We start from the raw sequence: 25,383 nt of genomic DNA on the forward strand, positions 1-25,383 counted from the left end.
CGATGAGCTCCCCACCGTCCGACGTAGCGGCCCTTCCGGCGCCCCCGGCCCAGCCCGTGCCGATCACCGGCCGGGCGCTGCCCAACGGCCTGGCCGCGTTCCTGGTCTTCTTCTCCAGCGGTGCCGTGCTGGTGCTGGAGACCGTCGCGCTGCGCCTGGTCGGCCCGTACGTCGGGGTGACCCTTCAGGTGACCAGCTCCGTGATCGGCATCGCGTTGGCCGCGATCGCCTACGGGGCGTGGACCGGCGGCTGGCTGGCCGACCGGCGTGACCCGCGGGGCCTGCTCGCGCCGGCGTTGGTGCTGGCCGGCATCGCCACCGCTGTCACCCTGCCCGTCGTCCGGTACGCCGGTGAGGTGCTGCGCGGTGGCGCGGCCAGCGCGATCCTGCTGCTGGTGGCGCTGGCGGTGTTCGTGCCGGCCGCGCTGCTGGCCGCGGTCACCCCGCTGGTCGTGAAGCTCCAGCTGGCCGACCTGCGCCGCACCGGCCAGGTGGTCGGTCGACTCTCCGGGATCGGCACCCTGGGCGGCATCACCGCGACCCTGCTGACCGGGTTCGTGCTGGTCGCCGCGCTGCGCAGCACCGTCATCCTGCTGGCCCTGGCGCTCGCCCTCGGGCTGGTCGGCATCGGCCTCGGCTGGTACCTGCGCCGAGAGGAGCCCACCGAGCTGCCCGGTCCGGCCCGGGCCCGGGCCGCGCTGGCCGTGCTCGGCCTGGCCGGGGCGGGGCTGAGCACCGTGGCGCCCAACCCGTGCGACATCGAGACGGCGTACCACTGCGCCCGGGTCACCGCGGACCCCTCCCGGCCCAGCGGACGGACGCTGCTGCTCAACTCCGCCCAGCACTCGTACGTGGACCTCGCCGACCCGAAATACCTGGAGTACGCGTACACGAAGTGGATCGGCGCGGTCGGCGACGTCGCCGCGCCGGCCGGTCAGCGCCTGGACGCGCTGCACCTGGGCGGCGGTGGGTTCACGGTGCCGCGCTACCTGACCGCGACCCGACCGGGCACCGACAACCTGGTGTTCGAGATCGACGGCGGGCTGGTCGAGCTGGGTGAGCAGGAGCTGGGCGTACGGCCGGGGCCGGACCTGCGGGCGGTGGTGGGTGACGCCCGGATGCTGGTTGCCGGCGAGCCGACCGACAGCCGTGACCTGGTGGTCGGCGACGCGTTCGGGCACCTGGTGGTGCCCTGGCACCTGGCCACCCGGGAGATGGCCGCCGACGTCCGGCGGGTGACCCGCCCCGGCGGTGTGTACGTGCAGAACGTCATCGACTACCCGCCGCTGCGGTTCATCCGCGCCGAGTTGGCCACGGTGGCCGCCGAGTTCGGGCATGTCGCGTTGATCGCGCCCCCGGAAGCGCTCGCCGAGGAGCAGGGCTCCAACTTCCTCATCGTCGGCTCCGACGCGCCGTTGCCGCTGGAAGCCGTCCGGGCCCGGCTGGCCGAGGTGGACCCGAAGGTCAGCCTGCTGTCCGGTGCGGCGCTGACGGACTTCGTCGGTCAGGCGATGGTGTTGACAGACGACTACGCCCCGGTTGACCAACTGCTGGCCACCGCCTGATCGGGTGACAATCCTGACCGATTCCGATACTCCAGGTGTAGGCGGGCCGTTACTGGGCAACATCGCTCACCATGGGCGGTGGGGACCGGAACGGCGCGCAGTTGCTCGATGAGCGGTACCGGCTGATCGAGCAACTCGGCGCGGGTGGCATGTCGGTGGTCTGGCGTGGCTATGACGAGGTGCTGGGTCGCCAGGTCGCGGTGAAGGTGTTGGCCTCCCGGCTGGCCAGCGACCGGGCCTTCCGCCACCGCATCCGGATCGAGGCGCAGGCCGCCGCGCGGCTCTGCCACCCCAACATCACCAATGTGTACGACTACGGCGAGTCCGAGCAGGTCGGTCTCACCGTGCCGTACGTGGTGATGGAGCTGGTCGACGGCGCTTCGCTGGCCAGCCGGCTGGGTCGGGAGAGCCAACTGCCGTGGCGGGAGGCGGTGACCATCGGTGCCGAGGTCAGCTCCGCGCTGGCCACCGCGCACGCTCGCGGAGTGGTGCACCGCGACGTCACCCCGGGCAACGTCATGCTCACCTCGACCGGCGTCAAGGTGGTCGACTTCGGCATCTCCGCGCTCGTCGGGGAGAGCGAGAAGGGGCCGGACGGCGCGCTGTTGGGCACTCCCGCGTACCTCGCCCCGGAGCGGCTGGACAACGGCCAGGTCTCCCCGGCCACCGACGTGTATGCCGTTGGGCTGCTGCTCTACCGGATGCTCACCGGTCGACTGCCGTGGCTGGCCAGCACTACCACCCAGATGCTGCGCGCCCACATGTACAACGACCCGGAGCCGATGCCCACCGTCCCGGGGCTGCCCGACGGGGTGGCCGACCTGGTCGGACGCTGCCTGGCCAAGCGACCCGCGGACCGGCCGGCCACCGCCGAGCTGACCCGGACGCTCGCCGAGGCGGCCGGCATGCTCGCTGCGGTGCCGGTCTCCCCGGCCGCCGGGCCGCTGGACGCGGCGATGCTCGGCAGTGCGCGTACCACCATCCTGCCCTGGTCGGCGGCGACCGACGCGTTGCCGCTGTCGCGGACCCGTAACCGTCGGACGCAGCAGCGGGTGACCCGGCGTCGGCGGGTGGAGGCCGGCGTGGCCGCCGTCGGGCTGATCGCTGTCACCGGGGCGATGTGGGGGTTCACCTCGCGCAGCCCGGCCAGCGGAGAGGACCGGCCGACGACCGAGGCTCGGATGGGGATGCCGACGGCGGCGCCCTGCGAGGTGGCGTACGCGTTGCGCACCGACTCCGGCACCGACTTCTCCGCCGAGCTGACCCTGACCAACACCGGTGGCCGTGAGCTTCGGGACTGGGCGATGAGCTTCACCTTTCCCGGGCAGCAGAAGGTGACGAAGGCGGAGCCCGCGCCGGTGCACCAGCAGGGGAGCACGGTGCTGATCCGACCGGCGGCCCAGCGCACCACGCTTGCCCCCGGTGCGGCCGAGAAGGTGACCCTCACGGGTAAGTACAGCGGGGCGAACCCGTTGCCTGTCGAGTTCCGACTCGGCGAGGCGACCTGCGGGGTTCGGGTTTCCGGCGTCGCCGGCAGCGCGCCGTCCACGGCCCCGCCGCCCAAGGCCGCCACGGTGAAGGCCCCGCCGAAGAAGACGACGGCACGCGGCGGCTCCGGCGCGGGCGGCGGCGCGTCGAAGGCCAAGCCACCGAAGCCTCCGAAGGCCCCGGCGAAGCCCGCGAAGGCCGCGAAGGCCGCCGGTGGTGGCCCGGGAAAAGCGTGAAGGTGACCAAGGGGCCGCGTGGTCACCGGAAGAAGTAAGCAGGCCACGGCGGGTCAGCGCATCCCCGCGAATCGCTGCACCTGGTCGATCCCACCCTCGACGATGAGCACCCCGCCCTGGGGAAGCGTGGTGTCGTCGGAGGTGTACCGGAAGCGTTCGCCGGGCAGCTTGGCGCCGATCACGCGTACACCGAAGCGCTCCTCCGGTCTCAGGTCGATCAGGGTGCGCCCGACCAGGGACTCCGGCACCCGGACGGTGGCGATGGCGAAGTCGTCGTCGAACTCGATGAAGTTGAGCAACCGGCTGACGAGCAGGTGCGCGACCCGGTCCCCGGTCTCCGCCTCCGGGAAGATCACGTGGTGCGCGCCCACCGACGCCAGGATCTTGGCGTGCTTCTGCGAGGTGGCCCGCGCCCAGATCTCGGGTACACCCAGCTCGACCAGCGCCAACACGGTGAGCACACTCGCCTCCACCGACGCCCCGATGGCCACCACGGCCCGTCCGAAAGTGGTGATGCCCAGCTGCCGCAGCGCCCCCTCCTCGGTCGCGTCGGCCTGAACCACTCGGTCGAGCTGCGCCGACCAGCGCTGCACCTTCGCCGGGCTGCGGTCGATCGCCAACACCTCGCGGTCCATCCGGGTCAGCGACCCGGCCAGGTGGCAACCGAATCGACCCAGCCCGATCACCACGATGCCGCCGCTGTCCGCCCGTCTAGCCGACACCTCGGCCCTCCCTGCTTCCAATGGCGTGTCGCCGGTGTGCGGGCCGGCCGACACCTCCGAACCACGCCCTAGCCGACAATGGGTTGCTCCTGGGGATAGCGGTAGAGCCGGCGTCGGGTGTTCAGGGCGATCGCCGACCCCAGGGTGAGCGTCCCGACGCGGCCGATGAACATCAGCACGGTCAGCGCCAGTTGGCCGCCGGGCGGCAGTTCGGCGGCCAGACCGATGGTCAGACCGGTGGTGCTGAACGCCGAGGTGATCTCGAACAGGGCCGCGACGAAGCGGACGCCCTCGGTGAGCAGCAGCAACAACATGGTTCCGGCCATCACCAACGCGACGCTGAGCAGCGCCACGGTGATCGCCTGCCGCTGGCTCGCGGTGGCCACCCGCCGGTGCCCGATCGTCACGTCGGGCTCACCGCGCAGCTCCGCCCAGATGGTGAACGCCAGCAGGAAGAACGTGGACACCTTGATGCCACCGGCCGTGCTGGCGCTGCCGCCGCCGATGAACATCAGCACGATCAGCAGGGGATAGCTCTCCTCCTGGAGAGCGGTGATGTCCAGGACGCTGAAGCCGCCGGTGCGGCTCAGCGCGATCTGGGTGAACGACGCGAGGACTTTCCCGGGTACGTCGTACTGGCCGATCGTGCTCGCGTTGGTCCATTCGGCGGCGAGCAGGCCACCGAAGCCGAGCAGCAGCAGCACCACGCTGCCCCAGATGGTCAACTTCGTCGCCACCGCCCAGCGGGTCGGCTGCCGCCATTCACGGACCGCCTCGAAGAGGGCGGGAAACCCGAGACCGCCGATGATCGCGCCGATCGCCAGGGGCAGCGACACCCACGGATCACGGCTGAAGGCCAGCAGGCCATCGGTGTAGAGCGCGAAGCCACCGTTGTTGAACGCCTGCACGGCGTGGAAGACGCCCGACCAAAGGGCCTCCCCGAACGGGTAGTCGTAGGTCAGCCAGAGTCGACCGGCGACCAGCACTGTCATCACCGCCTCGCAGGCGAAGACGGTCAGCGCGATCCGGCGGAGCAGCCGGCCCACGTCACCGAGGCCGAACTCCGCCGTCTCGGCCTGCACCAGCAACCGGTTGCGCAGTCCAAGCTGACTGGAGACCACCAGGATGACCAACGCGGCGACGGTGAGGATGCCGAGACCGCCGAGCTGGGTGAGAAGGGTGATCACCAGCAGGCCCCAGCCGGACCAGTAGTTCGGCGTGTCGGTGATGGCCATGCCGGTGACCGACACGGCCGAGGTGGCGGTGAAGAGCGCCGTGACCACTGGTGGGCGTACGTGTTCGGCGGTCGCCCAGCGCGCCATGAGCAACCCGGTACCGAGCAGGATCGGCACCAGGAACGCGAACGGCACCAGCCGCACGGGATTGCGGAAGAACCGGCGCACCAGACAATCTTCCTGTCCGCCCGCGCCCCCGGAGTGGGAACGGGCATTCCGGAGATTCATCTGCCGGCCAGCCATCGACCAACTCCTGGCACATCACGGGCGGTCTGCTTACCCGGACCATCGATGACAGGAGACGGCGTTGCGACACACGCTGGAGGCGTACCGGTTGGCGATCCGGATGGGTGCCGACCACATCGAGCCGGACCTGGTCTCCACCTCCGACGGCGTGCTGGTCGCCCGGCACGAGAACGAGATCTCCGGCACCACCGACGTGTCGACCCGCCCGGAGTTCGCGGCCCGTAAGACGACGAAGACCATCGACGGTGTCGCGGTGACCGGGGGGTTCACCGAGGACTTCACCCTCGCCGAGCTGGCCCGTCGTCCGCCACCCGGACGACGGGCCAGCCCTGTGCCCGCCCGCCTGAAGGTGCCCGCGGGGTGCGGGCACCACCTCGCGGACGCTATGGAGCTGATGCCGTAAACGAATCGCACCGCCCCCGTCCGCCCGCGCTTGCTCACGTCTGCCCGCGCTGGCCCACGTGTGGAGAAGGGGCTCCTGGTCGGTCACCGTAGGTGGAGCGAGAAGATCGCGCCGATCATGCGGTTTCGGTTGTCGACATGGGTGGAATGCGGCTTGTGTCGGGACAGGAAGTGCAAGATCGCGGAGAAGGGGCAGCGCGGCGCGGGCGATCATGGACGGTCGTCGAGGCTGCCGGCGCTCGGCGGCCCACGACGGGCCCTGCGGCTGACCGAACCGGGGCGAATGGCGCGGGGCGACACACGGTTCGGGTGGTCCGTGGGGGTTCGGGCCATCGAGGGCATGAGCTCCCGGCTGGTAATGCGGCCCGTTGTAACCTCCGGCCACCTCAATCCTGTTACTTGTGTGTTTCCGCCACATAGCTCGTGGGTGACGTCACTTCTAGCGTGAGCCGTCACGAAGAAGTTCTCTCCCTCTGAGTCCTCATGTGGAGTCGCAATGACGGTCCGGACGACGCGGCGGGCGTTCCTCTCCGCCGCCACGATGATGGCCGCGGCGCTGGCCGCCACGGCCTGTGGCAGCCCGCAGGACACCGCCACCGGCGGCGGCGACAGCGCCGCGCCGGTCAAGGTCGGCCTGGTGTACTCCCAGTCGGGAGCCCTGGCCAGTTACGGAAAGCAGTACATCGAGGGGTTCAAGGCGGGGCTGGACTTCGCCACCCAGGGCACCGGCAAGGTCGGTGACCGGAAGATCGAGCTGACCGAGGTCGACGACGCGGGCGATCCGGCCAAGGCGGTCTCCGCGGCGAAGGACCTGATCGGCAAGGGCACGAAGATCATCGCCGGTTCCACCGCCTCCGGTGTGGCGCTCCAGGTGGCGCCGATCGCGGCGCAGAACAAGGTGCTGTTCATCTCCGGCCCGGCCGCCACGGACGCGGTGACCGGCGCGAACAAGTACACCTTCCGCTCCGGTCGGCAGTCGTACCAGGACGTGGTGACCGCCAAGTCGTTCATCGGCGACCCCGCCGGCAAGAAGGTGGTGGTCTTCGCCCAGGACGGCGCGTTCGGTGACGCCAACGAGGCCGCCGTCAAGGCCGTCATCGGCAGCGCGGGCGCGACGGTGAGCAGCGTCCGGGCCCCGGCCAGTGCCACCGAGTTCACCCCGTTCGCCAGTCAGATCAAGGCCGCCAAGCCGGACCTGCTCTTCGTGGCGTGGGCGGGCACGACCGCCCCGGCCATGTGGCAGACCCTCGACCAGCAGGGCGTCCTCTCGTCCACCACCGTCGTCACCGGCCTGGACATCCGCGCCTCGTGGCCGACCTTCGGTGCTGCCGGCGCGAAGATCTCCTTCCTGTCGCACTACTTCGACGGTGCCAGCGACACCGAGGCCAGCAAGGCGTTGAAGGCCACTGTCAACACCATCGACCTGTTCCACCCGGACGGCTTCGCCGCCGCGCAGATGGTGGTCCGGGCCGCGCAGGAGGGTGGGGACGACGTCGACAAGATGGTCACCGCTCTGGAGGGCTGGAGCTTCGACGGGGTCAAGGGCAAGATGACCATCCGGGCCGCCGACCACGCGCTGCTCCAGCCGATGTTCCAGGCCAAGCTGACCGGCAGCGGCACCGCGTTCACGGCAACCGCGCAGAAGAGCCTCACCGGTGACGAGACCGCGCCGCCGGCCGTGGCCATGAAGGGCTGACCATGCTCGCCACCCGCGGTCTGACCTGGCGGATCGGTGAGGTCGCCATCGTCGACAGCGTCTACCTCGACCTGGCTCCCGGGGAGTTCCTGGGCGTCATCGGGCCGAACGGCGCCGGTAAGACCTCACTGTTCAACCTGATCACCGGCCTGCGTCGGGCCACCGAGGGTCGGGTCGTTCTGGACGGGAAGGACATCGGGGCGCTCCCGCCGCATCGGCGGGCCCGCCTCGGCCTGGGCCGTACCTTCCAGGCGTCCTCGGTCTTCGGATCGCTGAGCGTGCGGGAGAACGTCCGGCTCGCCGTGCAGGCGCACCGCGGGGGCTCAATGGCGTTGTGGCGGCGGGCGGCGGCCGACCGGGAGGTCGCCGTCGCCGCCGACGCGGCGCTCGACCGGGTCGGCCTCGCCCACCGGGGTACGGCCCTCGCCGGCACCCTGGCCCACGGCGAGAAGCGCAAGCTGGAGATCGCCCTGCTGCTCGCCGGTGAACCGCGGGTGATGCTGCTGGACGAGCCGATGGCCGGGGTCAGCGCCGAGGACGTGCCGGAGCTGGTCGCCGTCATCAAGTCGTTGACCGGCGACAGCGGCCGGGCGGTGTTGATGGTCGAACACCACATGGACGTCATCCTGGAACTGGCCGACCGCATCGCCGTCATGCACCACGGTGCGCTGCTGGCCTGCGACACCCCGGAGACGGTGATGGCCAACCCCACAGTGCAAGAGGCCTATCTGGGGGAGTCGCTGTGAGCGCGAGGAGTGAGCCGGGTTTGCGAGCCCCGCAGTCGCGAACGGAGGCGGCCCTGTGAGCGCGAGGAGTGAGCCGGGTTTGCGAGCCCCGCAGTCGCGAACGGAGGCATCTCAGTGACGGAACCGATCCTCACTGTGGAGGACCTGTCGGTCCGGATCTCCGGGCTGCACATCCTCCAGGGGGTGTCCTTCACCGTCGCCCCGACCGGCGTGACAGTGCTGCTCGGTCGCAACGGCGTCGGCAAGACCACCACGCTGCGCGCGATCGTCGGCCTCACCCCGCCTGCCGGGGAGGTCCGCGGCACCATCCGGATGGGCGCGCAGAGTCTGCTGGCCCGGCCGACGCACCGGCTGGTCCGCGGTGGGCTCGGCTACGTGCCCGAGGACCGCTGCGTGTTCGCCGGGCTCACCGTCGCGGAGAACCTGCGGCTCGCCGAGCGGCGCGGCACCACCCCGGCGTACGACAAGGTCTTCGCGCTCTTTCCGGAGCTGGACCGACGCGGACGGCAACGGGCCGGTTCGCTGTCCGGCGGGCAGCAGCAGATGCTCGCCATCGGTCGGGTGCTGCTCAACGACAACCGGCTGCTGCTCGTCGACGAGCCGACCAAGGGGTTGGCGCCGAAGGTGGTGACCGAGGTGGCCGAGGTGTTGGAACGGGTCGCGGAGTCGGTGCCGGTGCTGCTGGTCGAGCAGAACCTCGCCGTCGTACGCCGACTGGCCCGCGACGCGGTCGTGCTGGCCGCCGGCAAGGTGGCCTGGACCGGCGACGCCCACGAGTTGCTGTTGGAGACCGCGTTGACGAAGTCGCTGCTCGGTGTCGGCTCGGCGGAGGCGGCTGCGCCGAGCGCGAGGAGTGAGCTTGCGAGCCCCGCAGTCGCGAGGAAGGACAAGCTCTGATGGGCACCGTGATCCTGTTGGCGCTGACCGGGCTTGGTCTGGCGGCGCTGTACTTCCTGGTCGCGTCCGGCCTGTCCCTGGTCTTCGGCCTGGCCGACGTGCTCAACTTCGCGCACGGGCTGTTCCTCGGCGTCGGCGCGTACGGCACCTGGTGGGCGGCGGGCAACCTGCCGGGCGCCGGCCCGGACGGGTTCGGCTTCGTGGTCGCTGTCGCCTTCGGGGTGGCCGCCGGCACGCTGGTCGCGATCCTGGTCGAGCTGGTGCTGATCCGCCCGCTGTACTCCCGCACCATCGAGCAGGTGCTGGTCACCGTCGGGCTGTCGCTGGCCGGGGTGGCGTTGCTCCAGGCCACCTGGGGTGCGGACGCCCGTCCGTTCCCGCGTCCGGACTGGACCCGGCAGGTGACCGGGATCTTCGGCGCGCAGGTGCCCAACGGTGGCCTGCTGCTGATCATCGCGGCGGTGCTGGTGCTCGGCGCGATCCTGGCGTTCCTGCGGTGGACCCGGTACGGCCTGGTGATCCGGGCCGGCGTGGAGAACCGGGAGATGGTGACCGCGCTGGGCATCGACGTCCGCAAGGCGTTCACGCTGGTCTTCGCGATCGGTGGGGCGGCTGCGGCGCTCGCCGGCGCGCTCGGCGGGGTCTACTTCGGCACCGTCTCGCCCGGTCAGGGCGGCTCGCTGCTGATCTTCGCGTTCATCGTGGTGGTGATCGGCGGGATGGGCTCGGTGGTCGGCTCCGCGTACGCGGCGGTCGTGGTCGGGCTGGTGCAGCAGTTCGTCAACTACTACGGCACGTCCGGGCTGGGCGACATCTGCGTGGTCGGGCTGCTGGCCGTGGTGCTGCTGCTGCGCCCGCAGGGCATCGCCGGAAAGGTGGCAACGGCATGACGGTGATCGACGCTCCTCCCGCGCAGGTGCCCGACGAGTTGACCCCGCAGCGGGGGCGGTGGCACCGGGTCCGCCCGTTCCTGCCGCTGGTGGCGCTTGTCGTGCTGGTGATCCTGCCGTACTCGACGATCTCCCTACCGGGGATCTTCGAGGGGCCGGTCAACTCACCCGGCACCCTGCAGATCCTCGCCATCTGCCTGATCTTCGGCGGGCTGGCGGCCGGGTACGACCTGCTCTTCGGTCGGACCGGGATGCTCTCCTTCGGGCACGCGCTGTACTTCGCCGCCGGTGTCTACGGCACCGACATCCTGGTCACCAGGGCTGGTCTGCCGCTGTGGCAGGCGGCGCTGCTGACCATCACCGGCGGCACCATCCTCGCCGCGCTGCTCGGCGCTGTGGCGCTGCGTACCGTGGGCATCGCGTTCGCCATGGTCACGTTGGCCTTCGCCCAGGTGGGCGCGATCCTGGTGGCCCGGGACTTCGGCGGGCTCACCGGTGGCGAGGAGGGCCTGCCGCTGGACGTGTCAGGGCTGCCCGCCGGGCTGGTCGGGGTGACGAACACCGTCAATCTGTACTGGTTGGCGCTGGCGTACCTGACGCTGGTGGTCTTCGTGGTGCACCGGGTGAGCGGCTCACCGACCGGTCGGGTGCTCGCCGGGCTGCGTGACGACGAGCGGCGGATCGGCGTGCTCGGGTTGGACCCGTACCGCTACAAGCTGGTGGCGTTCACCCTGGCCGGCGGGTTGGCATCGGCGGGCGGGGTGGTCTACGTCCTGATCGTCGGCGGCGCGTCGCCGCACATCACGTCCTCCGAGCTGACCCTGTCGCTGCTGGTCATGGTGGTGCTCGGCGGGCCGGGCACCCGGTGGGGTCCGGTGCTCGGTGGTGTCCTCTACATGTACCTGGACCACCGGCTCACCGCCTTCGGCACGAGCGACGCGGTGGACAACCTGCCGGCCGTCCTCAGCCGTCCGCTGAGCCAGCCGCTGTTCGTCCTGGGCACTGTCTTCATCCTGGCCGTCTACTTCTTCCCAGGCGGCCTGACCAGTCTGGCCCCCCGCCTGTCCCACCTGACCCGAGCCCTCCGCCCCCGCCGATAATCCCGGGCTGATCTACCCCGAGCTGATAGGCCCGTTGATCAAGAGGTTTGCGTCAAAATCCGACCGGATGGTGACGCAAACCTCTTGATCAACAGGGGTATGACGGACGGCGCTGGTAGAAATGCCGGGTGGAGACAGCAGAGCGGGCAGCGGTACGCGAGCGGGCCGAGGCGGTGCTGCGCCGGCTGGCCGGCGACCACGCCCGGCTGCGCGAGGATCAGTGGCGCGCCATCGAGGCGCTGGTCGTCGACCGGCGGCGGGTGCTCTGCGTCCAGCGCACCGGTTGGGGCAAGTCGGCTGTCTACTTCGTGGCCACCGCCCTGCTGCGGGAGCGGGGGGAGCACGGCCCGACGGTCATCGTCTCGCCGCTGCTGGCGTTGATGCGCAACCAGGTCGAGGCCGCCGCGCGGGCCGGCATCCGGGCCCGCACGATCAACTCGGCGAACCTCGACGAGTGGGACGAGATCACCGCCGAGATCCAGACCGGCGCGGTGGACGTGCTGCTGATCAGCCCGGAACGGCTCAACAACCCGGATTTCCGCGACGGCGTCCTGCCGAAGTTGGCCGCCACCACCGGCCTGCTGGTGGTCGACGAGGCGCACTGCGTCTCCGACTGGGGGCACGACTTCCGGCCGGACTACCGGCGGCTGCGGACGTTCCTCGCCGAGCTGCCCGAACGCACCCCCGTGCTGGCGACCACCGCCACCGCCAACGCCCGGGTCACCCAGGACGTCGCCGAGCAGCTGGGCGACGCCCTCATCCTGCGCGGCACGCTGGACCGCGAGTCGCTGCGCCTCGGGGTGCTCGACCTGCCCAGCCCGGCGCACCGGCTGGCCTGGCTCGCCGACCACCTGGACCAGCTGCCCGGCTCGGGCATCGTCTACACGCTGACAGTGGCGGCAGCGGGGGAGACCGCCGAGTTCCTGCGCTCCCGGGGCTACCCGGTCGCCTCGTACAGCGGGCAGTCCGACGACGCCGACCGGCGCGCCGCCGAACAGGACCTGCTCGACAACAAGATCAAGGCGTTGGTCGCCACCAGCGCCCTCGGCATGGGCTTCGACAAGCCCGACCTGGGCTTCGTCGTCCACCTCGGCGCGCCACCCTCGCCGATCGCGTACTACCAGCAGGTCGGCCGCGCGGGCCGCGCCGTCGAGCACGCCGAGGTGCTGCTGCTGCCCGGCGTCGAGGACGCCGCGATCTGGCGTTACTTCGCCTCGCTGGCGTTCCCACCGGAGCAGCAGGTCCGAGCCGTGCTGGCGGCCCTGCACACCGACCGCCCGCTCTCCACCCAGGCCCTCGAACCCCTCGTCGACCTGCGCCGGGCCCGGCTGGAGCTGATGCTCAAGGTGCTCGACGTGGACGGCGCGGTCCGCCGGGTGCGCGGTGGCTGGCTCGCCACCGGCGAGCCGTGGGTCTACGACGAGGCCCGGTTGCGCCGCGTCGCCGAGGCGCGCACCGTCGAGCAACAGGCCATGCGGGAGTACGCGACGACGTCCGACTGCCGGATGCGGTATCTACGGGAACGCCTGGACGACACCGAGGCGGTCGACTGCGGCCGATGCGACAGGTGCGCCGACCCACTCTTCGCCGCGGACGTGTCGACAGCCGCGCTCGCCGCCGCGCAGGCCTTCCTGGGTCGACCCGGCGTGGAGATCGCTCCGAAGAAGCTCTGGCCGACCGGGCTCGACGCGGTGGGCGTACCCCTCAAGGGCCGGATCGCCCCCGCGGAGCAGGCGCTGCCGGGCCGGGCCGTCGGGCGCCTCTCCGACCTGGGCTGGGGTAGCCGGCTGCGTGCCCTCGTCGGCCCGGAAGCGCCGGACGCGCCGGTGCCCGACGACGTCGCCGGCGCGGTCGTGGAGGTGCTGAGGGCGTGGGCGCACGGCGACAACCCTTGGCCACGTCGTCCGGTGGCGGTGGTCGCGGTCGGTTCCCGGCGGCGGCCCCGGCTGCTCGGCTCGCTGGCCGAGCGGATCGCCACAGTGGGCCGGCTGCCGCTGCTCGGCGAAGTCACCGCGGCCGGCCCCGACGGCCCGGCCGGGCCGCGCGGCAACAGCGCCCAGCGGGTACGCGCGCTGCACGACGCCTTCACCGTGTCGGCCGATCTGGCCGACGCCCTGGCCGGGCTGGACGGCCCGGTGCTGCTCGTCGACGACCTGATCGACTCGGGCTGGACGATGACGCTGGTGGCCCGGGCCCTGCGTCGGGCCGGCGCGACCGACGTGCTCCCGCTCGCCCTCGCCGTGGCCGGCTGACCTGCTGCCCGCAGGTCGGTTTCCCTCGGCGATGTTCGGGTCTGCGCCGCGGTCCGTGCCTGTTCGGGGCGTTGCTTAGCGCTGCGGCGCGATCTGCGCCGGTCGGGGTGGGAAAGTTCCCGGGCGGTGTCGAGTGCGACGGTCGCCACGCTGTCCGGGCGTCGGCCTGACCCGGCCGGGCGCGACGGTACCGTGGTCGGCATGACCGACCAGCAGCCCTTCACCCGTGCGCGGACCATTGCGGGCAGGATCGCTGGCGGCGAGGCCGGTCAGGCGCTGGGCGTCGGTCGTGGCTGACCAGGGCCCCGTCGAGCCGGACCGGAGCACCCTCCGGCTGGCGCTGGTGGTCGGCGGGCTGGTGCTGGCGGTGCTGCTCGGCTTCGGCCTCGGCCGGCTCAACGCCAACGGCGCGGTCACCGGCAGCCCGTCGTTCGCCGCCGAGCACACCGACCCACCGGGCGTCGCGCCGCACAACCACGGCAGCGCCACGGCCACCGATCAGGGCGCGGCCGTCGAGCCGGGCGGTCTGGCGGTCAGCTCGGCCGGGTTCACCCTGGTGCCCCTGGCCACCGAGTTCGTGGCAGGTCGCCCGGGTCAGCTCCGCTTCCAGGTGCGCGACGCGCAGCGCCGGCCGATCAGCCGGTTCGCCATCGTGCACGACAAGCCGATGCACCTCATCGTCGTCCGGCGGGACCTGACCGGTTACCAGCACCTGCACCCGACCATGGCGGCGGACGGCACCTGGTCGGTGCCGTTGACCCTCGCGCAGCCCGGCCTCTGGCGTGCGTACGCCGATTTCACAGTGGTCGCCGACAACGGCGCGCAGACCGCTGTGACCCTCGGGGCGGACCTGGTGGCCCCCGGCGACTACCGGCCCCGTCCACTGCCGGGGCCGGCCACCTCGACGACCGTGGACGGCTTCACCGTCGGCTACCAGGGCACGGTGCAGGCCGGGGCGACAGTGCCGCTGACCTTCCGGGTGGATGGTGCTGGTGGCGCAGCCCAGTTGGAGCGGTACCTCGGGGCGTACGGGCACCTGGTGGCGTTGCGCGAGGGCGACCTCGGCTATCTGCACGTGCACCCGGAGACCGAGTTGGTGGACGGTCAGATCAAGTTCTGGTTGACCACCCCTGGTCCGGGCCGCTACCGCCTCTACCTCGACTTCCAGGTGAACGCGGAAGTCCGAACCGCCGAGTTCACCCTGACCGTCCCCTAGCCCGGCTCCGGGCCACTGCCCCGTTGATCATGAAGTTGTTGCCCTTCGCTTCGGCGTGTCGTGGCAATAACTTCATGATCAACGGCCGCAAGGGGCGGAGCCCAGGGCCGGGGCGGGGCGGGGCGGGTTAGCTGGCTCGGCGGATGGGGCGGCGGGCCAGGTAGCGGAGCAGGTCGCGGATGTGGTGCTTCTCCTCGGCGGGGACCGTGGGGTCGGCCAGCCGGTCCAGGATGGCCCGGACGTCGGCCTCGACCGGGCCGTCGTCGTGGCGTCGGCGACGCGCTGGACCGGCGTCGGGCAGGCCGAGCGCGCGGAACGCGGCAGCGACCGGCAGATCCAGCGCGGCGCAGAAGCCGCGCACCTTGGCCAACTCGGGATAGTCCTGCCAGTCGCCGGCCAGCCAGCGGAAGACGGTGGAGCGGCCCACGCCCGTGTGCGAGGCAAGATCAGTCACGGTCCAGCCACGTTCGTCGCGAGCGTCATCGATGGCGCGCCGGACGAAGCGAGCAAAGGCCATCTGCGGTGATACGTCGGCTGATCCCATCCCTGCGTGTCTTCCCCCCTGCCGGAGCACCGGGACGATGCGCCTTCCGAGGGTAGTACGCGAGAAGCCGGAAACAATTGACTGACCGCACAAACTGTCCCGTGGGCGAGACTTTTCTCTGGAAGCGTGTGTGCAGAACGAAAATTGCATCGAGCGATCTTCATCGTTCTTCCATTAAGCTCGGTGCCCGTCCCGACATCGCGTCTGTCGTCTGCCGCCTGCGACCGGACCATCGCCGAGGAGCACCATGGCCGAATTGAGCCGCCCCCAGCCGTACCAGCCCGGTGCGGTGAGCCTCTTCTTCGTCGCCAAGGCCGGCGTCTTCGCCGCCGCGTTCTGGATCTGGTTGCTGGTCCTGGTGCTCCGCACCGACTCCGCGACCGGTCTCCAGGTGCTGGCCGCCACCGGCGCCATCACCACCACGCTGGTCGCTGTCCTGCTCGGCGCCCGGATGGCGGTGCAACACAACGCCGCCATCCGGCACGCCGAGGTGAAGAAGCTACTGGTCGACATCTCCTGGAACGCCTTCGCGGCGGCCGGCAACGCCGAGACCGAGGGCAAGGTCGTGCCATTCCCGACCGCCCCGGTCGACGGTGACTGGGCCGCCCAGCGGCCCGCCGCCGACCGGGTGTCTCTCCTCGACCGTTCTACCAGCGAGCGCAACGGTGGCCGGGACCGCCGACGCTAGCCGCCCTGGGGTGCCTCTCCGGCGGCCAGCAGGGTCTCCAGCCGGGGAGTGACCTGCCACTGGTCCACCAGCTCGCGGTACTCCGCGCGCTGTGGCTCGGTCGCCCCGGCACCGGTACGACGGGCGCGGATCAGCAGGTTACGCGGGGTGTGCTGCGAGTCCACGAACTCCACCACCTCGGTCCGGTAGCCGTGCACCCGCAGCAACCCGGCGCGCAGCGCGTCGGTGAGCACGTCGGCGAAGCGCTCGCGCAGGATGCCCTGCCGGGTCAGCAGGTCGTACGGGGCCGGGGCGGGATGGGCGCGGAGCTGCTTCGCCAGATCGTGGTGGCAGCACGGCGCGGCCAGCACCCAGCGGGCCTCCCAGCGCACCGCGCGGGCCAGCGCCTCGTCGGTGGCGGTGTCGCAGGCGTGCAGCGCCAGCACCAGGTCGGGGGCAGGGTCGACGACGGCGTCGGCGATCGTCCCGGCCACGAAGCTGACCTGGTCGGCCCAGCCGAGCCGCTGCGCCAGCTCGGTGTTGCGCCGCCGCTGGTCCTCCCGGACGTCCACGCCGACCAGGTGGACGTCGAGCCCCCGACTCGTCAGGTAGCGGTACGCGGCGAACGTCAGGTAGGCGTTGCCGCAGCCCAGGTCGACCACCCGTAGTGAACCGGTCAGGTCGTCGGGCAGGGTAGCGGCCAGGGCCCGCAGGAACGCGTCCACCTGGCGGCGCTTGGCCGCCGAGCCGCCGATCTCGGCGAAGATCGGGTCACCGGGGTCGAGCAGGTATTCCTTCGCCCGGTCGTTCCCGGTGGGCGTCGCCACCGGACGGGACGTCGCGGCCCGGTGCACCTGCGCCTCACCGGACTTGGTCACCCGCAGTTGAAGGGTCGCGTCGGCCGTCTCGACGTGCCAGTTGCCGAACGGCTCGGCCAGCAGTTCGTCGATCGCCGCAGCGGCCTCCGGACCGGAGGCGAGGTTGCGGGTGTAGGGGCGAGCACCGTCGGACGTGGTGATCTGCATCCGGGGCCCGGCCTTGAGCCGCACCGGCCGCAGTTCGGCCCGCTCGACTGTGGGGCGGCGACCGCGCCGACGTCCGGCGGCGACCGCCCGGGTCAGCGCGGGGTCGAGCAGCAGCGCCCGAACCTCGGTCAGGGCGGCGTCCAGTGGTTGCGGCATCGTTCCATCTTCGTCAGGTGGGGTGGGAGAAGAGAACATCCCCCGTACCGCGCGAGGCGGTGCGGGGGATGTCAGGTGTGGCTGTGTCAGTCCGCTGTCGCTTCGGCCGGCGTACCCGCGTCGGAACCGCCACCACGGCGGCGGCGTCGGCGACGCGGCTTGGACGCCTCGCCGTCGGACGCGGTGGCCGGCTCGGACGGGCCGGCGTCGGCGGAGATCACCGCGGTCGTCTCGGCCGTGACCGCCTCGCCGGCCCGGCGGCGACGCCGACGGCGAGGGGTACGGGTGCCTTCGTCGGCGGCGTCGGCCGCAGGTGCCTCGGCGGCGGTCGGCGTGGCGGCGTCGGAGCGGTCGCGGCGGCCATCGCCCCGACCACGGCGCTCGCCGCGACCCTCACCACGGCTCTCGCCGCGTCGGGGGCCACGACCACCGCTGTCGCCCCGACGGGAGCGGGTCGTCCCACCCAGATCCTCTTCGATCTCGGCGGACAGCCCGGCCCGGGTGCGCTCGGCCGTGGGCAGCGTGCCGCTGACCTCGGTGGAGATGTGCAGGTCGGTGTAGAGGTGCGGCGACGTGTGGTACGTCTCCGGCGGCTCCGGCATCTCCAGACCGAGGGTCTTGTCGATGATCCGCCACCGCGGCATGTCGTCCCAGTCGACGAAGGTCACCGCGACACCCGTCGCGCCGGCCCGGCCGGTACGACCGATCCGGTGGGTGTAGGTGTCCTGGTCTTCCGGGCAGTCGTAGTTGATGACGTGGGTGACGCCTGTGACGTCCAGCCCACGGGCCGCCACGTCGGTGGCGACCAGGATGTCGATCTTGCCGGCCCGGAAGGCCCGCAGCGCCCGCTCGCGGGCACCCTGGCCGAGGTCACCATGCACGGCGGCGACCGCGAACCCACGGAAGTCGAGATCCTCGGCGACCCGGTCGGCCGCCCGCTTGGTACGCGTGAAGATCATGGTCAGCCCGCGCCCCTCCGCCTGGAGGATGCGCGCCACCACCTCGACCTTGTTCATCGAGTGGGTGCGGTAGACCAACTGCTGGGTCTGCGGCGACGGGCCGGTCTCGGCGGTGTGCCCGGCGTGGATCGTCATCGGCTGGCGCAGGAATCGCCGCGACAGGGTGACGATCGGGTCCGGCATGGTGGCCGAGAAGAGCATCGTCTGCCGGTCTTCCGGAAGCATCGCGAGGATCTTCTCGACGTCGTCGAGGAAGCCCAGGTCGAGCATCCGGTCGGCCTCGTCGAGGACGAGTGCGTGCACCCGGTCGAGCCGGAGGTGCTTCTGCTTCTGCAGGTCCATCAGTCGGCCGGGCGTGCCGACCAGGATCTCGACGCCCTTGCGCAGCGCGTCGATCTGCGGCTCGTACGCCACGCCGCCGTAGATCGGCAGCACCCGGACGCCACGCGTCCGGCCGGCGGCAGCCAGGTCCTTGGCGACCTGGATGCCCAGCTCACGGGTGGGGACGACGACCAGCGCCTGGGGGACGCCGTCGCTGCCCTCGCCCGGGGCGAAGACCCGGTCGAGCAGTGGTACGCCGAAGCCGAGGGTCTTGCCGGTGCCGGTGGGCGCCTGGCCGATCAGGTCGACGCCGCGCAGCGCGATCGGGATCGCGTACTCCTGGATGGCGAAGGCGCGGGTGATGCCGGCCGAGGCCAGGGCCTCGACGGTCTCGGCGCGGGCGCCGAGTGCGGCGAACGTGGGGGCCTCCGGTCGAACCGGGGCGGTGGGGGCCAGTTCCTGGCCGTCCAGCAAATCTTGAGTCAGGTCGCTCATGTGGATGTGGGGGTGCCCTCTCGTGGGTGCGCCCGTCATGTCCTCAGGGCGCGTTCGGTATGACGCGGGCCACACGGTCGGCGGCAGATTGCCGAGCCGGACCGGGCCGCACGCGCGCCGCGGGCTGAGCTTCGATCAGATCGGCGCCCACGGCAACTGCTCCATGTTACCTGAACAGGCATACCCCCGTCCCGATTCCCAGTCGGCCACTCGCCACGCGGGGCAAGCAATTGTGACCCACGCCACACCAGCCCCGGCGCCTGCGTGCCCCGTTGTCCGGTGCCCCGCGCCTCCCGCCCGGGTCGATCATGGAGTCGTGGTGGTGGACAAAAGGTTCAAAAATGCGGCAACCGGGCACCACAACTCCATGATCGACGGGGGCCAGCGCGGAGGGCAGCCACGCGATAGCCTGCCGCTCGTGTCCGCCTCCGGTTCCGCGTACGCCGACCTGTTGGGTCTGGTCGCCTTCGGCGAGCTGCTCGCCTTCGAGCGGATGGCGGGCGATGCCCGGCTCGCTCCCGACTTGCGCCGCCGGGCAGCGCTGAACGAGATGGCCGCAGCTGAGATCGCCAACTACCGGCGCCTCGCCGACCGGCTCACCGCGTTGGGCGTACCGCCCGAGGATGCGATGGCGCCCTATGTCGAGCCGTTGCAGGCGTACCACGACTCGACCGAGCCGCGGGACTGGGCGGAGGTGGTCACGAAGGCGTACGTGGGCGACGCGATCACCGACGACTTCGTTCGCGAGATCGCCGACGCGCTGGAGGAACCGGACCGGGCGCTGGTGCTGGACGTCCTGCACGACTCCCGGTACGCGGACTTCGCCGCTGCGGAGATCCGGGTGGCCGTCGCCGACGACCCCCGGGTGGCCGGTCGGCTCTCCATGTGGGCCCGACGGCTGGTGGGTGAGGCGTTGTCCCAGGCCGGCCGTGTCGCCGCCGAGCGGGCCACCCTCACCGCGCTGATCGCACGCGACGGCCGGGTCGACGTGCCAGGGCTGTTCGGCAGGCTCACCACCGCGCACACCGCGCGAATGGCCGCCGCCGGGCTGAACAACTGACCACCCGGCCGGGTTGGCCGGCTCCGGCCTGCGGCAGGCGGGCCGAGTGCCGACCTGCCGCGATGGCCGGACCGGTCAGCGGACGGTGAACCCGACCGCCCGGGGCGACGCCTCGGCGATCTCGACGTAGGCGACCTTCTCGACCGGAACGATGACCCGCCGGCCCTTCTCGTCGGTCAGGGAGAGCGTGCCGCCGTTGCCGGCGAAGGCGTCGGTCACGATCTGCTCGATCTCGGCCGGCGACTGCGCGCTGTCCACTACCAGCTCGCGTGGCGCGTACTGCACGCCGATCTTGACCTCCACTGTGCCTCCTCAACTGGGGCGAGAGAACCGCCCTGCGAAGGCTATCCGATCACGGGCCCGGCGGTCAGGCTGACTCACCTTGCAGCGGGAAGCTCGCGATGCCCCGCCACGACAGCGCGGCCACCAACGCCTCAGCTTCGGCCTTCGGCACCTGTCGGCCGCCGGCCAGCCAGAACTGTGCGGCCGTCTCCGCCGCGCCGACCAGCCCGGAGGCCAGCAGCTCGGCGTGCGCGCGGCTCACCCCGGTGTCGGAGATGATGGTGTCGGTGATCGCCGCGATGCAGCCCTGCTCGACCCGCTCCACCCGCTGCCGCACGGCCGGGTCGTTGCGCAGGTCCGATTCGAAGACGAGCCGGAACGCCTCGCTCTCGTGGTCGACGAAGTCGAAGTACGCCCGTACCGACGCGCTGACCCGCTCCTTGTTGTCGCTGGTACCGCGCATCGCATCCTGCACCTGAGCGACGATGGCGTCACAGTGCGTGTCGAGCAGCGCCAGGTAGAGATCCATCTTTCCGGGAAAGTGTTGGTAGAGCACCGGCTTCGAGACCCCGGCCCGCTCGGCGATGTCGTCCATCGCGGCGGCGTGGTAGCCCTGCGCGACGAACACCTCCTGCGCCGCAGCGAGAAGCTGCTTACGACGCGCGGAGCGAGGCAGGCGGGTGGGCCGGCCAGCGGTCTGTGCACCGTTCCCCGCAGCGGTCATGGGATCCTCCGAGTTCTCCGTACGAGCCGGCATTTTCCCCCCAGACCGGGCGAGGCCCGTGACCTCGGTCGTGGAAATGGCCCGCCGCTGTAACTTATCGCCACTCTCGGCACACGGTAGCCTCAGCGGGGGCGACCAAGGAGCGCGCGGTGAGTGAAACAGGGCAACCCGGAGCCGCCACCCCGGGAGATCACGGTGACGGAGCGGGTCAGCACGACGACCCGAGCCGTTCCGTCAGTGGGTGGGCGCCTCAGGCGGGTGGGTGGCCCCGAGCCGCCGACCACGAGGACGCCCGGGATGAGGCGCCGCGCTGGCAGCCCGACCCCGCGTCGGGCTGGCGGACCTCCTCGACACGGCACGGTGACCTGCCATCGCCGCTGGTGGGGCGGTCGGGCGAGCCGGAGTCGCCGGCCCGCACCAACGGCCACCAGGTCAACGGCGTGCACCACCCGGACGACGTCAACGGCGTCCACCACCCCGGTCTCGAACCGCCCTCGGGGCGCCCCACGCCGGTGAGCGCACCGCCCGGGCTGCCCGAGGAGGGTCGCCTCGGGGCGGCCGGCGACCGGCTCGTGGTGCCCGCCCAACGTCCCGCACCGCCAGCGGAGCAGGGTGCCGTCGAGTCCGACCCGGGCCCCGCCCCACACTCCAGCGCCGATCCGGCTGCCGCGCACCGTGCCCGCTGGGCCGAGCCCGGCTTGCCCACCTCGGCCCCGCCGGCCGTCCAGGTGCCACCCGTCGGCACCGCGGCGTCGGGTTTCGAGGTTCCACCCGGTTTCCACGCGCCGATCGCCGAGCGGCTGGCCGCCGACGAGAGTCCGACCGCCCCACGCGACTGGCGGGACCCGCTCGCACCCGAGCCCGCAGCCACCTCGGGACGCAACCCGGGGCCGGCCGCCTCCGCCGACGAGGGCGAGCCCGGTCGCGCTTCCGAGGGTTCCCGCCCGGCAGACACGCATCGCGCCAGCGAGGCGCATCGCACAGGGGACGCGCAGCGTCCCGGCGAAACGCACCGGGCCGGGGAGTCGTCGGCCACCGAGCCCGACTGGTCGGGGCCGAGCTGGAACCGCCCGAGCTGGGGTGGCGGATGGGCCCCGCCCTGGTCCCGCCAGGACGACGAGCCGACTGGCCCGGCTGCACGGGACGAGTCGGCGCCGGACTGGGTCGGCGAACCCCACCAGCCGTACGAGCCGGTGCGCGCCGAGGTGCCCCGTCCGTACGAGCCGGTGCGCGCCGAGGTGCCCCGGCCGTACGAACCCGGCCGGGTCGAATCCGCGTCCACCCCGGAACGCCCCGCCGAACCGACCAGTGGTCCGCCGGCTGACCGTCCGTCGTGGGCGGGTGGCGCGACGCCGACGCCGACCAGTGGTCCGCCGGCTGACCGGCCGTCCTGGGCGGGTTCCGGGGCGACCGGCGGACCCCGGTCCGACCGCCCGTCCTGGGCTGGCGGGGCCGATCCCGACCCCACCAACGCATCGCCCGCGCGGCCCTCCTGGGCCGGGGGGTCCGATCCGACGCCGACCAGCCTGCCGCCGGTACGGCCGTCCTGGGCCGGCGGGTCCGAGGCGGCGACCAGTGTGCCGCCGGTACGCCCGTCCTGGGCCGGCGGTTCCGAACCGCCCGCCACCGGCGCGGCGGCGACGCGACCGTCCTGGGCCGGCGGCGCCGATCCGGCACCGGCCAGTTCCCCGCCGACGCGACCCTCCTGGGCCTCCAGCCCCGCATCGGCCGACCCGCCCGTACCGGCCGAGGCGACACCTTCGGCACCCGCCGGACCGCCTCCGGCTCCAGCCGGGCCACCTCCCACGCTGACCGACGCGCCACCGGCTCCGGCAGGCCCGTCGCTGGTGGCGGAGCGCTCGTCCTGGACCAGCGGTTCGCCGACGGCGAGCAGTTCCGGGGCCGAGCGGCCGGACTGGTCCGAGGGCCGGCTCCCGGCCACCCCGGTCGAGCGCCCGTCGTGGCCGGCCAGCCGGTCGGCCAGCACCGGTGGGGGCGACGGAGGCGAGACGCCTGGCCGGTCCCGGCCCGACGTCCGACCGACCGGGCCGTTCCGGCTCCGGCCGGCGACACCCGAGCCCGGCCCGTCGCCCGTCGAGCCGCCCACACCGGCCGCGCCGGTGAACGGCTCGCCATCGACTGACGCCACCCCGCCCTCCACCGCAGCGGTTCCGCCAACCAACCCCAAGGGTTCCGGCCGCCGCGATCAGTCCGCACCGACGTCCGCCTCCGCCTCCGCCTACGCGGCGCGCCGATCCGCTCCCGACCCGACGTCCCCGGCCGACGATGGCCGGCAGTCGGCTGCGAGCGCGGTGGTGCTGCCGCAGCGCGTCCCCGCGGAACCGGACGTGCCCGTCGTGCCGGAGCCGCCAGCCGTGGAGCCACCCGCCGAAACTCCGGAACTCGCCCGCATCGCCACTCACCTGCGCCGGGACGACGAGCCAGCCCCGCTGCGCGAGCGCCCCGAGGGGTTCGATGTCAACGCGATCCTGGACGCCGTCCGGGAGGTGGCCGGTGTCCGCGACGCGGCCCTGCGCCGCACTCCGGCGGGGGCGCACAGTCTGCGACTGGACCTGGCCGACGGTGCCGACCCGGCCGAGGTGAGCCGGCAGGTGGCCCGGCTGCTCCAGGAGCGGATGGGGTTGGCCGCGGCCCCGCAGAACGTGCCCGGCCTGCCCAGCACGCCACCACCACCGGTTCGCCGTCGCGCGGCCGAGCCCGCCGAGCGGCGTACCCCGGAGACTCGAAACGCGGCTTCGCGCGATCCCGGCGAGGTTCGGTCGGCCGAGCCGCCGACGGCCGCCCGCCCGTCAAGCGGTCGGGTCGAGTCCCTGCCGGCCGGGCCGGAGCAGCGGACCGGCACGGACCCGACGCGCCGCCGCCGGTCGAACGCTCCGCACCGGGGGCGCGCCACGGTGGAGGAACCAGGGTCGGTCTCGTCCGCGCCGGCCGGCGCCGCGACCGGTAGCCCGGCGACGCTGGGCACGTCGTACTCCGGTGGTCAGGTGACCACGACGGAGTCGGCGCCGTCGCGACCGCTGGAGACCGGCGGTACGCCGGGGCCCCGGGTGGTGATCGACCACGTGCAGGTCAGCACCTTCGGCCTGGACGCGAACGTGGAGGTCCGGCTGCTGGCCGGGGGCGACAGCGCCTCCGGGTACGCCACCGGGCCGGCGGTGGACGGCTACGTGTTGCGGCTCTGCGCGGTGGCGGCGGCGGCCGCTGTGGACGAGTTGCTGCGCGGTGCCGAGAACGCCGAGCGGGGGCGCTGTTTCGTCGAGCACGCCGCTGTGGTGCCCTTCGGCAATTGCGAGGTGGCCACCGTTGTGGCGCTGCTGGTCTGTGAGGGCTGGGTCGAGCAGCTCGCCGGGTCGGCCCTGGTCGCGGGTGATCCGCGTCAGGCGGTGGTCCGGGCGACGCTGGCGGCGGTCAACCGTCGGCTTGAGGCGCTGCTGTCCTGAGTGGTTCGAGGCAGACTGGAGCAATGAGACGCGCCACCCTCTGGCCGGACCACCTGCTCCCCGACGACCGCGTTCCGCCGCCATGGCCGGGCCGGGAGGTCCGCCTCGACGGCCGGGTCACGTACGTCCGGGACACCCCCGCCACCGCTGCCGGGGCGGAGCCGGCGTTGTACGTGCACGGGTTGGGCGGGTCGTCGCAGAACTGGACCGACCTGGCCGGTCTGCTCGCCGACCGGCTGGACGGTCAGGCCATCGACCTGCCCGGCTTCGGCCGGAGCGAGCCGGGCCCGAGCTACACGATTCCGGCCTTCGCGAATCTGGTCGTCCGCTGGATCGAGCATTCCGGTCGAGGGCCGGTGCACCTGTTCGGCAATTCGCTGGGCGGCGCGGTCGCGGTCCAGGTCGCCGCGCTCCGGCCGGATCTGGTCCGCACCCTCACCCTGATCTCCCCGGCGCTGCCGTTCCTGGATTTCCGGCGCTCGTTGCAGGGGCGGATGCTGCCGGTGCTCGCCATTCCCCGAGGTGAGCGGCTGGTCGCCCGGCATCTCACCCAGCTTGCCCCCGAGGTGATGGCCCAGCAGGTGCTGGAGGCGTGCGTCGCCGACCTCAGCCGGATCTGCGATCAGCGCCGGGCAGAGGCGCTGGAGGAGATCCGGGTGCGGTACGAGGCTGAGCACTACGCCGCCGCGTACGTCCGGACGTTCCGTGGGCTGGTCTCCAGCTTCCTGCGGGCGTACCTGCGGGGGCCGGGGTCGCTGTGGCGCCTGGCCGAGGCGGTACGCGCACCGACCCTTGTGGTGGGTGGTCTGCAGGACCGTCTGGTCGACGTGCGGGTCGGGCCGCAGACCGCCCGGCTCATTCCGGACAGCCGATTGATGATGCTCGAGGGCGTCGGCCATGTGGCGCAGTTGGAGGTTCCCCGGCTGGTCGCCCGCGCGGTGGTCGGCCTGCTCACCGAAACGGGGGACGCCGCGGGGCGGTCTGATCTGGCAGGCTGA

General features: G+C 72.3%; 19 protein-coding genes and 2 pseudogenes. 14 read left to right on the forward strand and 7 right to left on the reverse strand.

The window, feature by feature from the left end:
* The first annotated feature begins 2 nt into the window (after positions 1–2).
* The gene (locus AB0B68_RS01985) at positions 3–1,565 is read left to right on the forward strand and encodes a fused MFS/spermidine synthase (protein ID WP_357196381.1); all 1,563 of its coding nucleotides are present in this window, start codon (positions 3–5) and stop codon (positions 1,563–1,565) included.
* Between the two features lie 71 nt (positions 1,566–1,636).
* The gene (locus AB0B68_RS01990) at positions 1,637–3,289 is read left to right on the forward strand and encodes a serine/threonine-protein kinase (protein ID WP_357257439.1); all 1,653 of its coding nucleotides are present in this window, start codon (positions 1,637–1,639) and stop codon (positions 3,287–3,289) included.
* 53 nt (positions 3,290–3,342) lie between these two features.
* Here the strand turns inward: AB0B68_RS01990 and AB0B68_RS01995 are convergent, their stop codons facing one another.
* Positions 3,343–4,011: a TrkA family potassium uptake protein gene (locus AB0B68_RS01995; RefSeq protein WP_357257441.1), complete on the reverse strand. Its 669-nt coding sequence runs from the start codon at positions 4,009–4,011 to the stop codon at positions 3,343–3,345.
* Between the two features lie 68 nt (positions 4,012–4,079).
* On the reverse strand, positions 4,080–5,414 hold the full coding sequence (locus AB0B68_RS02000) for a potassium transporter TrkG (RefSeq protein ID WP_357196371.1): 1,335 nt from the start codon (positions 5,412–5,414) through the stop codon (positions 4,080–4,082).
* 145 nt (positions 5,415–5,559) lie between these two features.
* On the opposite strand from AB0B68_RS02000, the pseudogene AB0B68_RS02005 reads away from it, so the two are divergent.
* The 8 genes and pseudogenes from AB0B68_RS02005 to AB0B68_RS02040 all read left to right on the forward strand — a co-directional run.
* Positions 5,560–5,787, forward strand: a pseudogene (locus AB0B68_RS02005) (glycerophosphodiester phosphodiesterase family protein); the annotation flags it as partial.
* Positions 5,788–6,390: 603 nt separating this feature from the next.
* Positions 6,391–7,590, forward strand: coding sequence for a substrate-binding domain-containing protein (locus AB0B68_RS02010; RefSeq protein ID WP_357200724.1), 1,200 nt, complete (start codon positions 6,391–6,393; stop codon positions 7,588–7,590).
* 2 nt (positions 7,591–7,592) lie between these two features.
* Positions 7,593–8,336, forward strand: coding sequence for an ABC transporter ATP-binding protein (locus AB0B68_RS02015; protein ID WP_357200727.1), 744 nt, complete (start codon positions 7,593–7,595; stop codon positions 8,334–8,336).
* A 114-nt stretch (positions 8,337–8,450) separates the two neighbouring features.
* Positions 8,451–9,233 (forward strand): ABC transporter ATP-binding protein, encoded by a 783-nt coding sequence (locus AB0B68_RS02020; protein ID WP_357200730.1) that lies wholly within the window; start codon positions 8,451–8,453, stop codon positions 9,231–9,233.
* Positions 9,233–10,123 carry a branched-chain amino acid ABC transporter permease gene (locus AB0B68_RS02025; protein WP_357200733.1) on the forward strand — a complete coding sequence of 297 codons (891 nt, stop codon included), beginning with the start codon at positions 9,233–9,235 and terminating at the stop codon, positions 10,121–10,123. The genes AB0B68_RS02020 and AB0B68_RS02025 overlap by 1 nt, the downstream gene beginning before the upstream one ends.
* Entirely contained in the window at positions 10,120–11,223 is a 1,104-nt protein-coding gene (locus AB0B68_RS02030) for a branched-chain amino acid ABC transporter permease (RefSeq protein WP_357257444.1), read from the forward strand. The genes AB0B68_RS02025 and AB0B68_RS02030 overlap by 4 nt, the downstream gene beginning before the upstream one ends.
* A gap of 128 nt (positions 11,224–11,351) precedes the next feature.
* Entirely contained in the window at positions 11,352–13,475 is a 2,124-nt protein-coding gene (locus tag AB0B68_RS02035) for a DEAD/DEAH box helicase (RefSeq protein WP_357257445.1), read from the forward strand.
* A 289-nt stretch (positions 13,476–13,764) separates the two neighbouring features.
* Entirely contained in the window at positions 13,765–14,691 is a 927-nt protein-coding gene (locus AB0B68_RS02040) for a hypothetical protein (protein ID WP_357200742.1), read from the forward strand.
* A gap of 127 nt (positions 14,692–14,818) precedes the next feature.
* Here the strand turns inward: AB0B68_RS02040 and AB0B68_RS02045 are convergent, their stop codons facing one another.
* Positions 14,819–15,235 carry a helix-turn-helix domain-containing protein gene (locus tag AB0B68_RS02045; protein ID WP_357200745.1) on the reverse strand — a complete coding sequence of 139 codons (417 nt, stop codon included), beginning with the start codon at positions 15,233–15,235 and terminating at the stop codon, positions 14,819–14,821.
* Positions 15,236–15,482: 247 nt separating this feature from the next.
* Here AB0B68_RS02045 and AB0B68_RS02050 point away from each other — a divergent pair, with 247 nt between their 5' ends.
* A complete protein-coding gene (locus AB0B68_RS02050; protein ID WP_357200748.1) occupies positions 15,483–15,923 on the forward strand; it encodes a hypothetical protein in 441 nt (146 codons plus the stop codon).
* Here the strand turns inward: AB0B68_RS02050 and AB0B68_RS02055 are convergent.
* Positions 15,920–17,083 (reverse strand): SAM-dependent methyltransferase, encoded by a 1,164-nt coding sequence (locus tag AB0B68_RS02055; RefSeq protein ID WP_357200751.1) that lies wholly within the window; start codon positions 17,081–17,083, stop codon positions 15,920–15,922. The two genes, AB0B68_RS02050 and AB0B68_RS02055, sit on opposite strands and share 4 nt — an antisense overlap.
* A gap of 86 nt (positions 17,084–17,169) precedes the next feature.
* On the reverse strand, positions 17,170–18,858 hold the full coding sequence (locus AB0B68_RS02060; protein ID WP_357257447.1) for a DEAD/DEAH box helicase: 1,689 nt from the start codon (positions 18,856–18,858) through the stop codon (positions 17,170–17,172).
* Between the two features lie 418 nt (positions 18,859–19,276).
* On the opposite strand from AB0B68_RS02060, the gene AB0B68_RS02065 reads away from it, so the two are divergent.
* The gene (locus tag AB0B68_RS02065; protein WP_238689107.1) at positions 19,277–19,918 is read left to right on the forward strand and encodes a ferritin-like fold-containing protein; all 642 of its coding nucleotides are present in this window, start codon (positions 19,277–19,279) and stop codon (positions 19,916–19,918) included.
* A gap of 75 nt (positions 19,919–19,993) precedes the next feature.
* On the opposite strand, the gene AB0B68_RS02070 is transcribed toward AB0B68_RS02065, so the two are convergent.
* Positions 19,994–20,221: a DUF3107 domain-containing protein gene (locus AB0B68_RS02070; RefSeq protein WP_179781071.1), complete on the reverse strand. Its 228-nt coding sequence runs from the start codon at positions 20,219–20,221 to the stop codon at positions 19,994–19,996.
* A gap of 64 nt (positions 20,222–20,285) precedes the next feature.
* Positions 20,286–20,924 (reverse strand): TetR/AcrR family transcriptional regulator, encoded by a 639-nt coding sequence (locus AB0B68_RS02075; RefSeq protein WP_030489514.1) that lies wholly within the window; start codon positions 20,922–20,924, stop codon positions 20,286–20,288.
* Positions 20,925–23,227: 2,303 nt separating this feature from the next.
* Here AB0B68_RS02075 and AB0B68_RS02080 point away from each other — a divergent pair.
* Positions 23,228–24,385: pseudogene (locus AB0B68_RS02080) on the forward strand (hypothetical protein); the annotation flags it as partial.
* Positions 24,386–24,408: 23 nt separating this feature from the next.
* On the forward strand, positions 24,409–25,383 hold the full coding sequence (locus AB0B68_RS02085; RefSeq protein WP_357257449.1) for an alpha/beta hydrolase: 975 nt from the start codon (positions 24,409–24,411) through the stop codon (positions 25,381–25,383).

Source organism: Micromonospora sp. NPDC049049, assembly GCF_040649115.1.
GTDB lineage: Bacteria > Actinomycetota > Actinomycetes > Mycobacteriales > Micromonosporaceae > Micromonospora.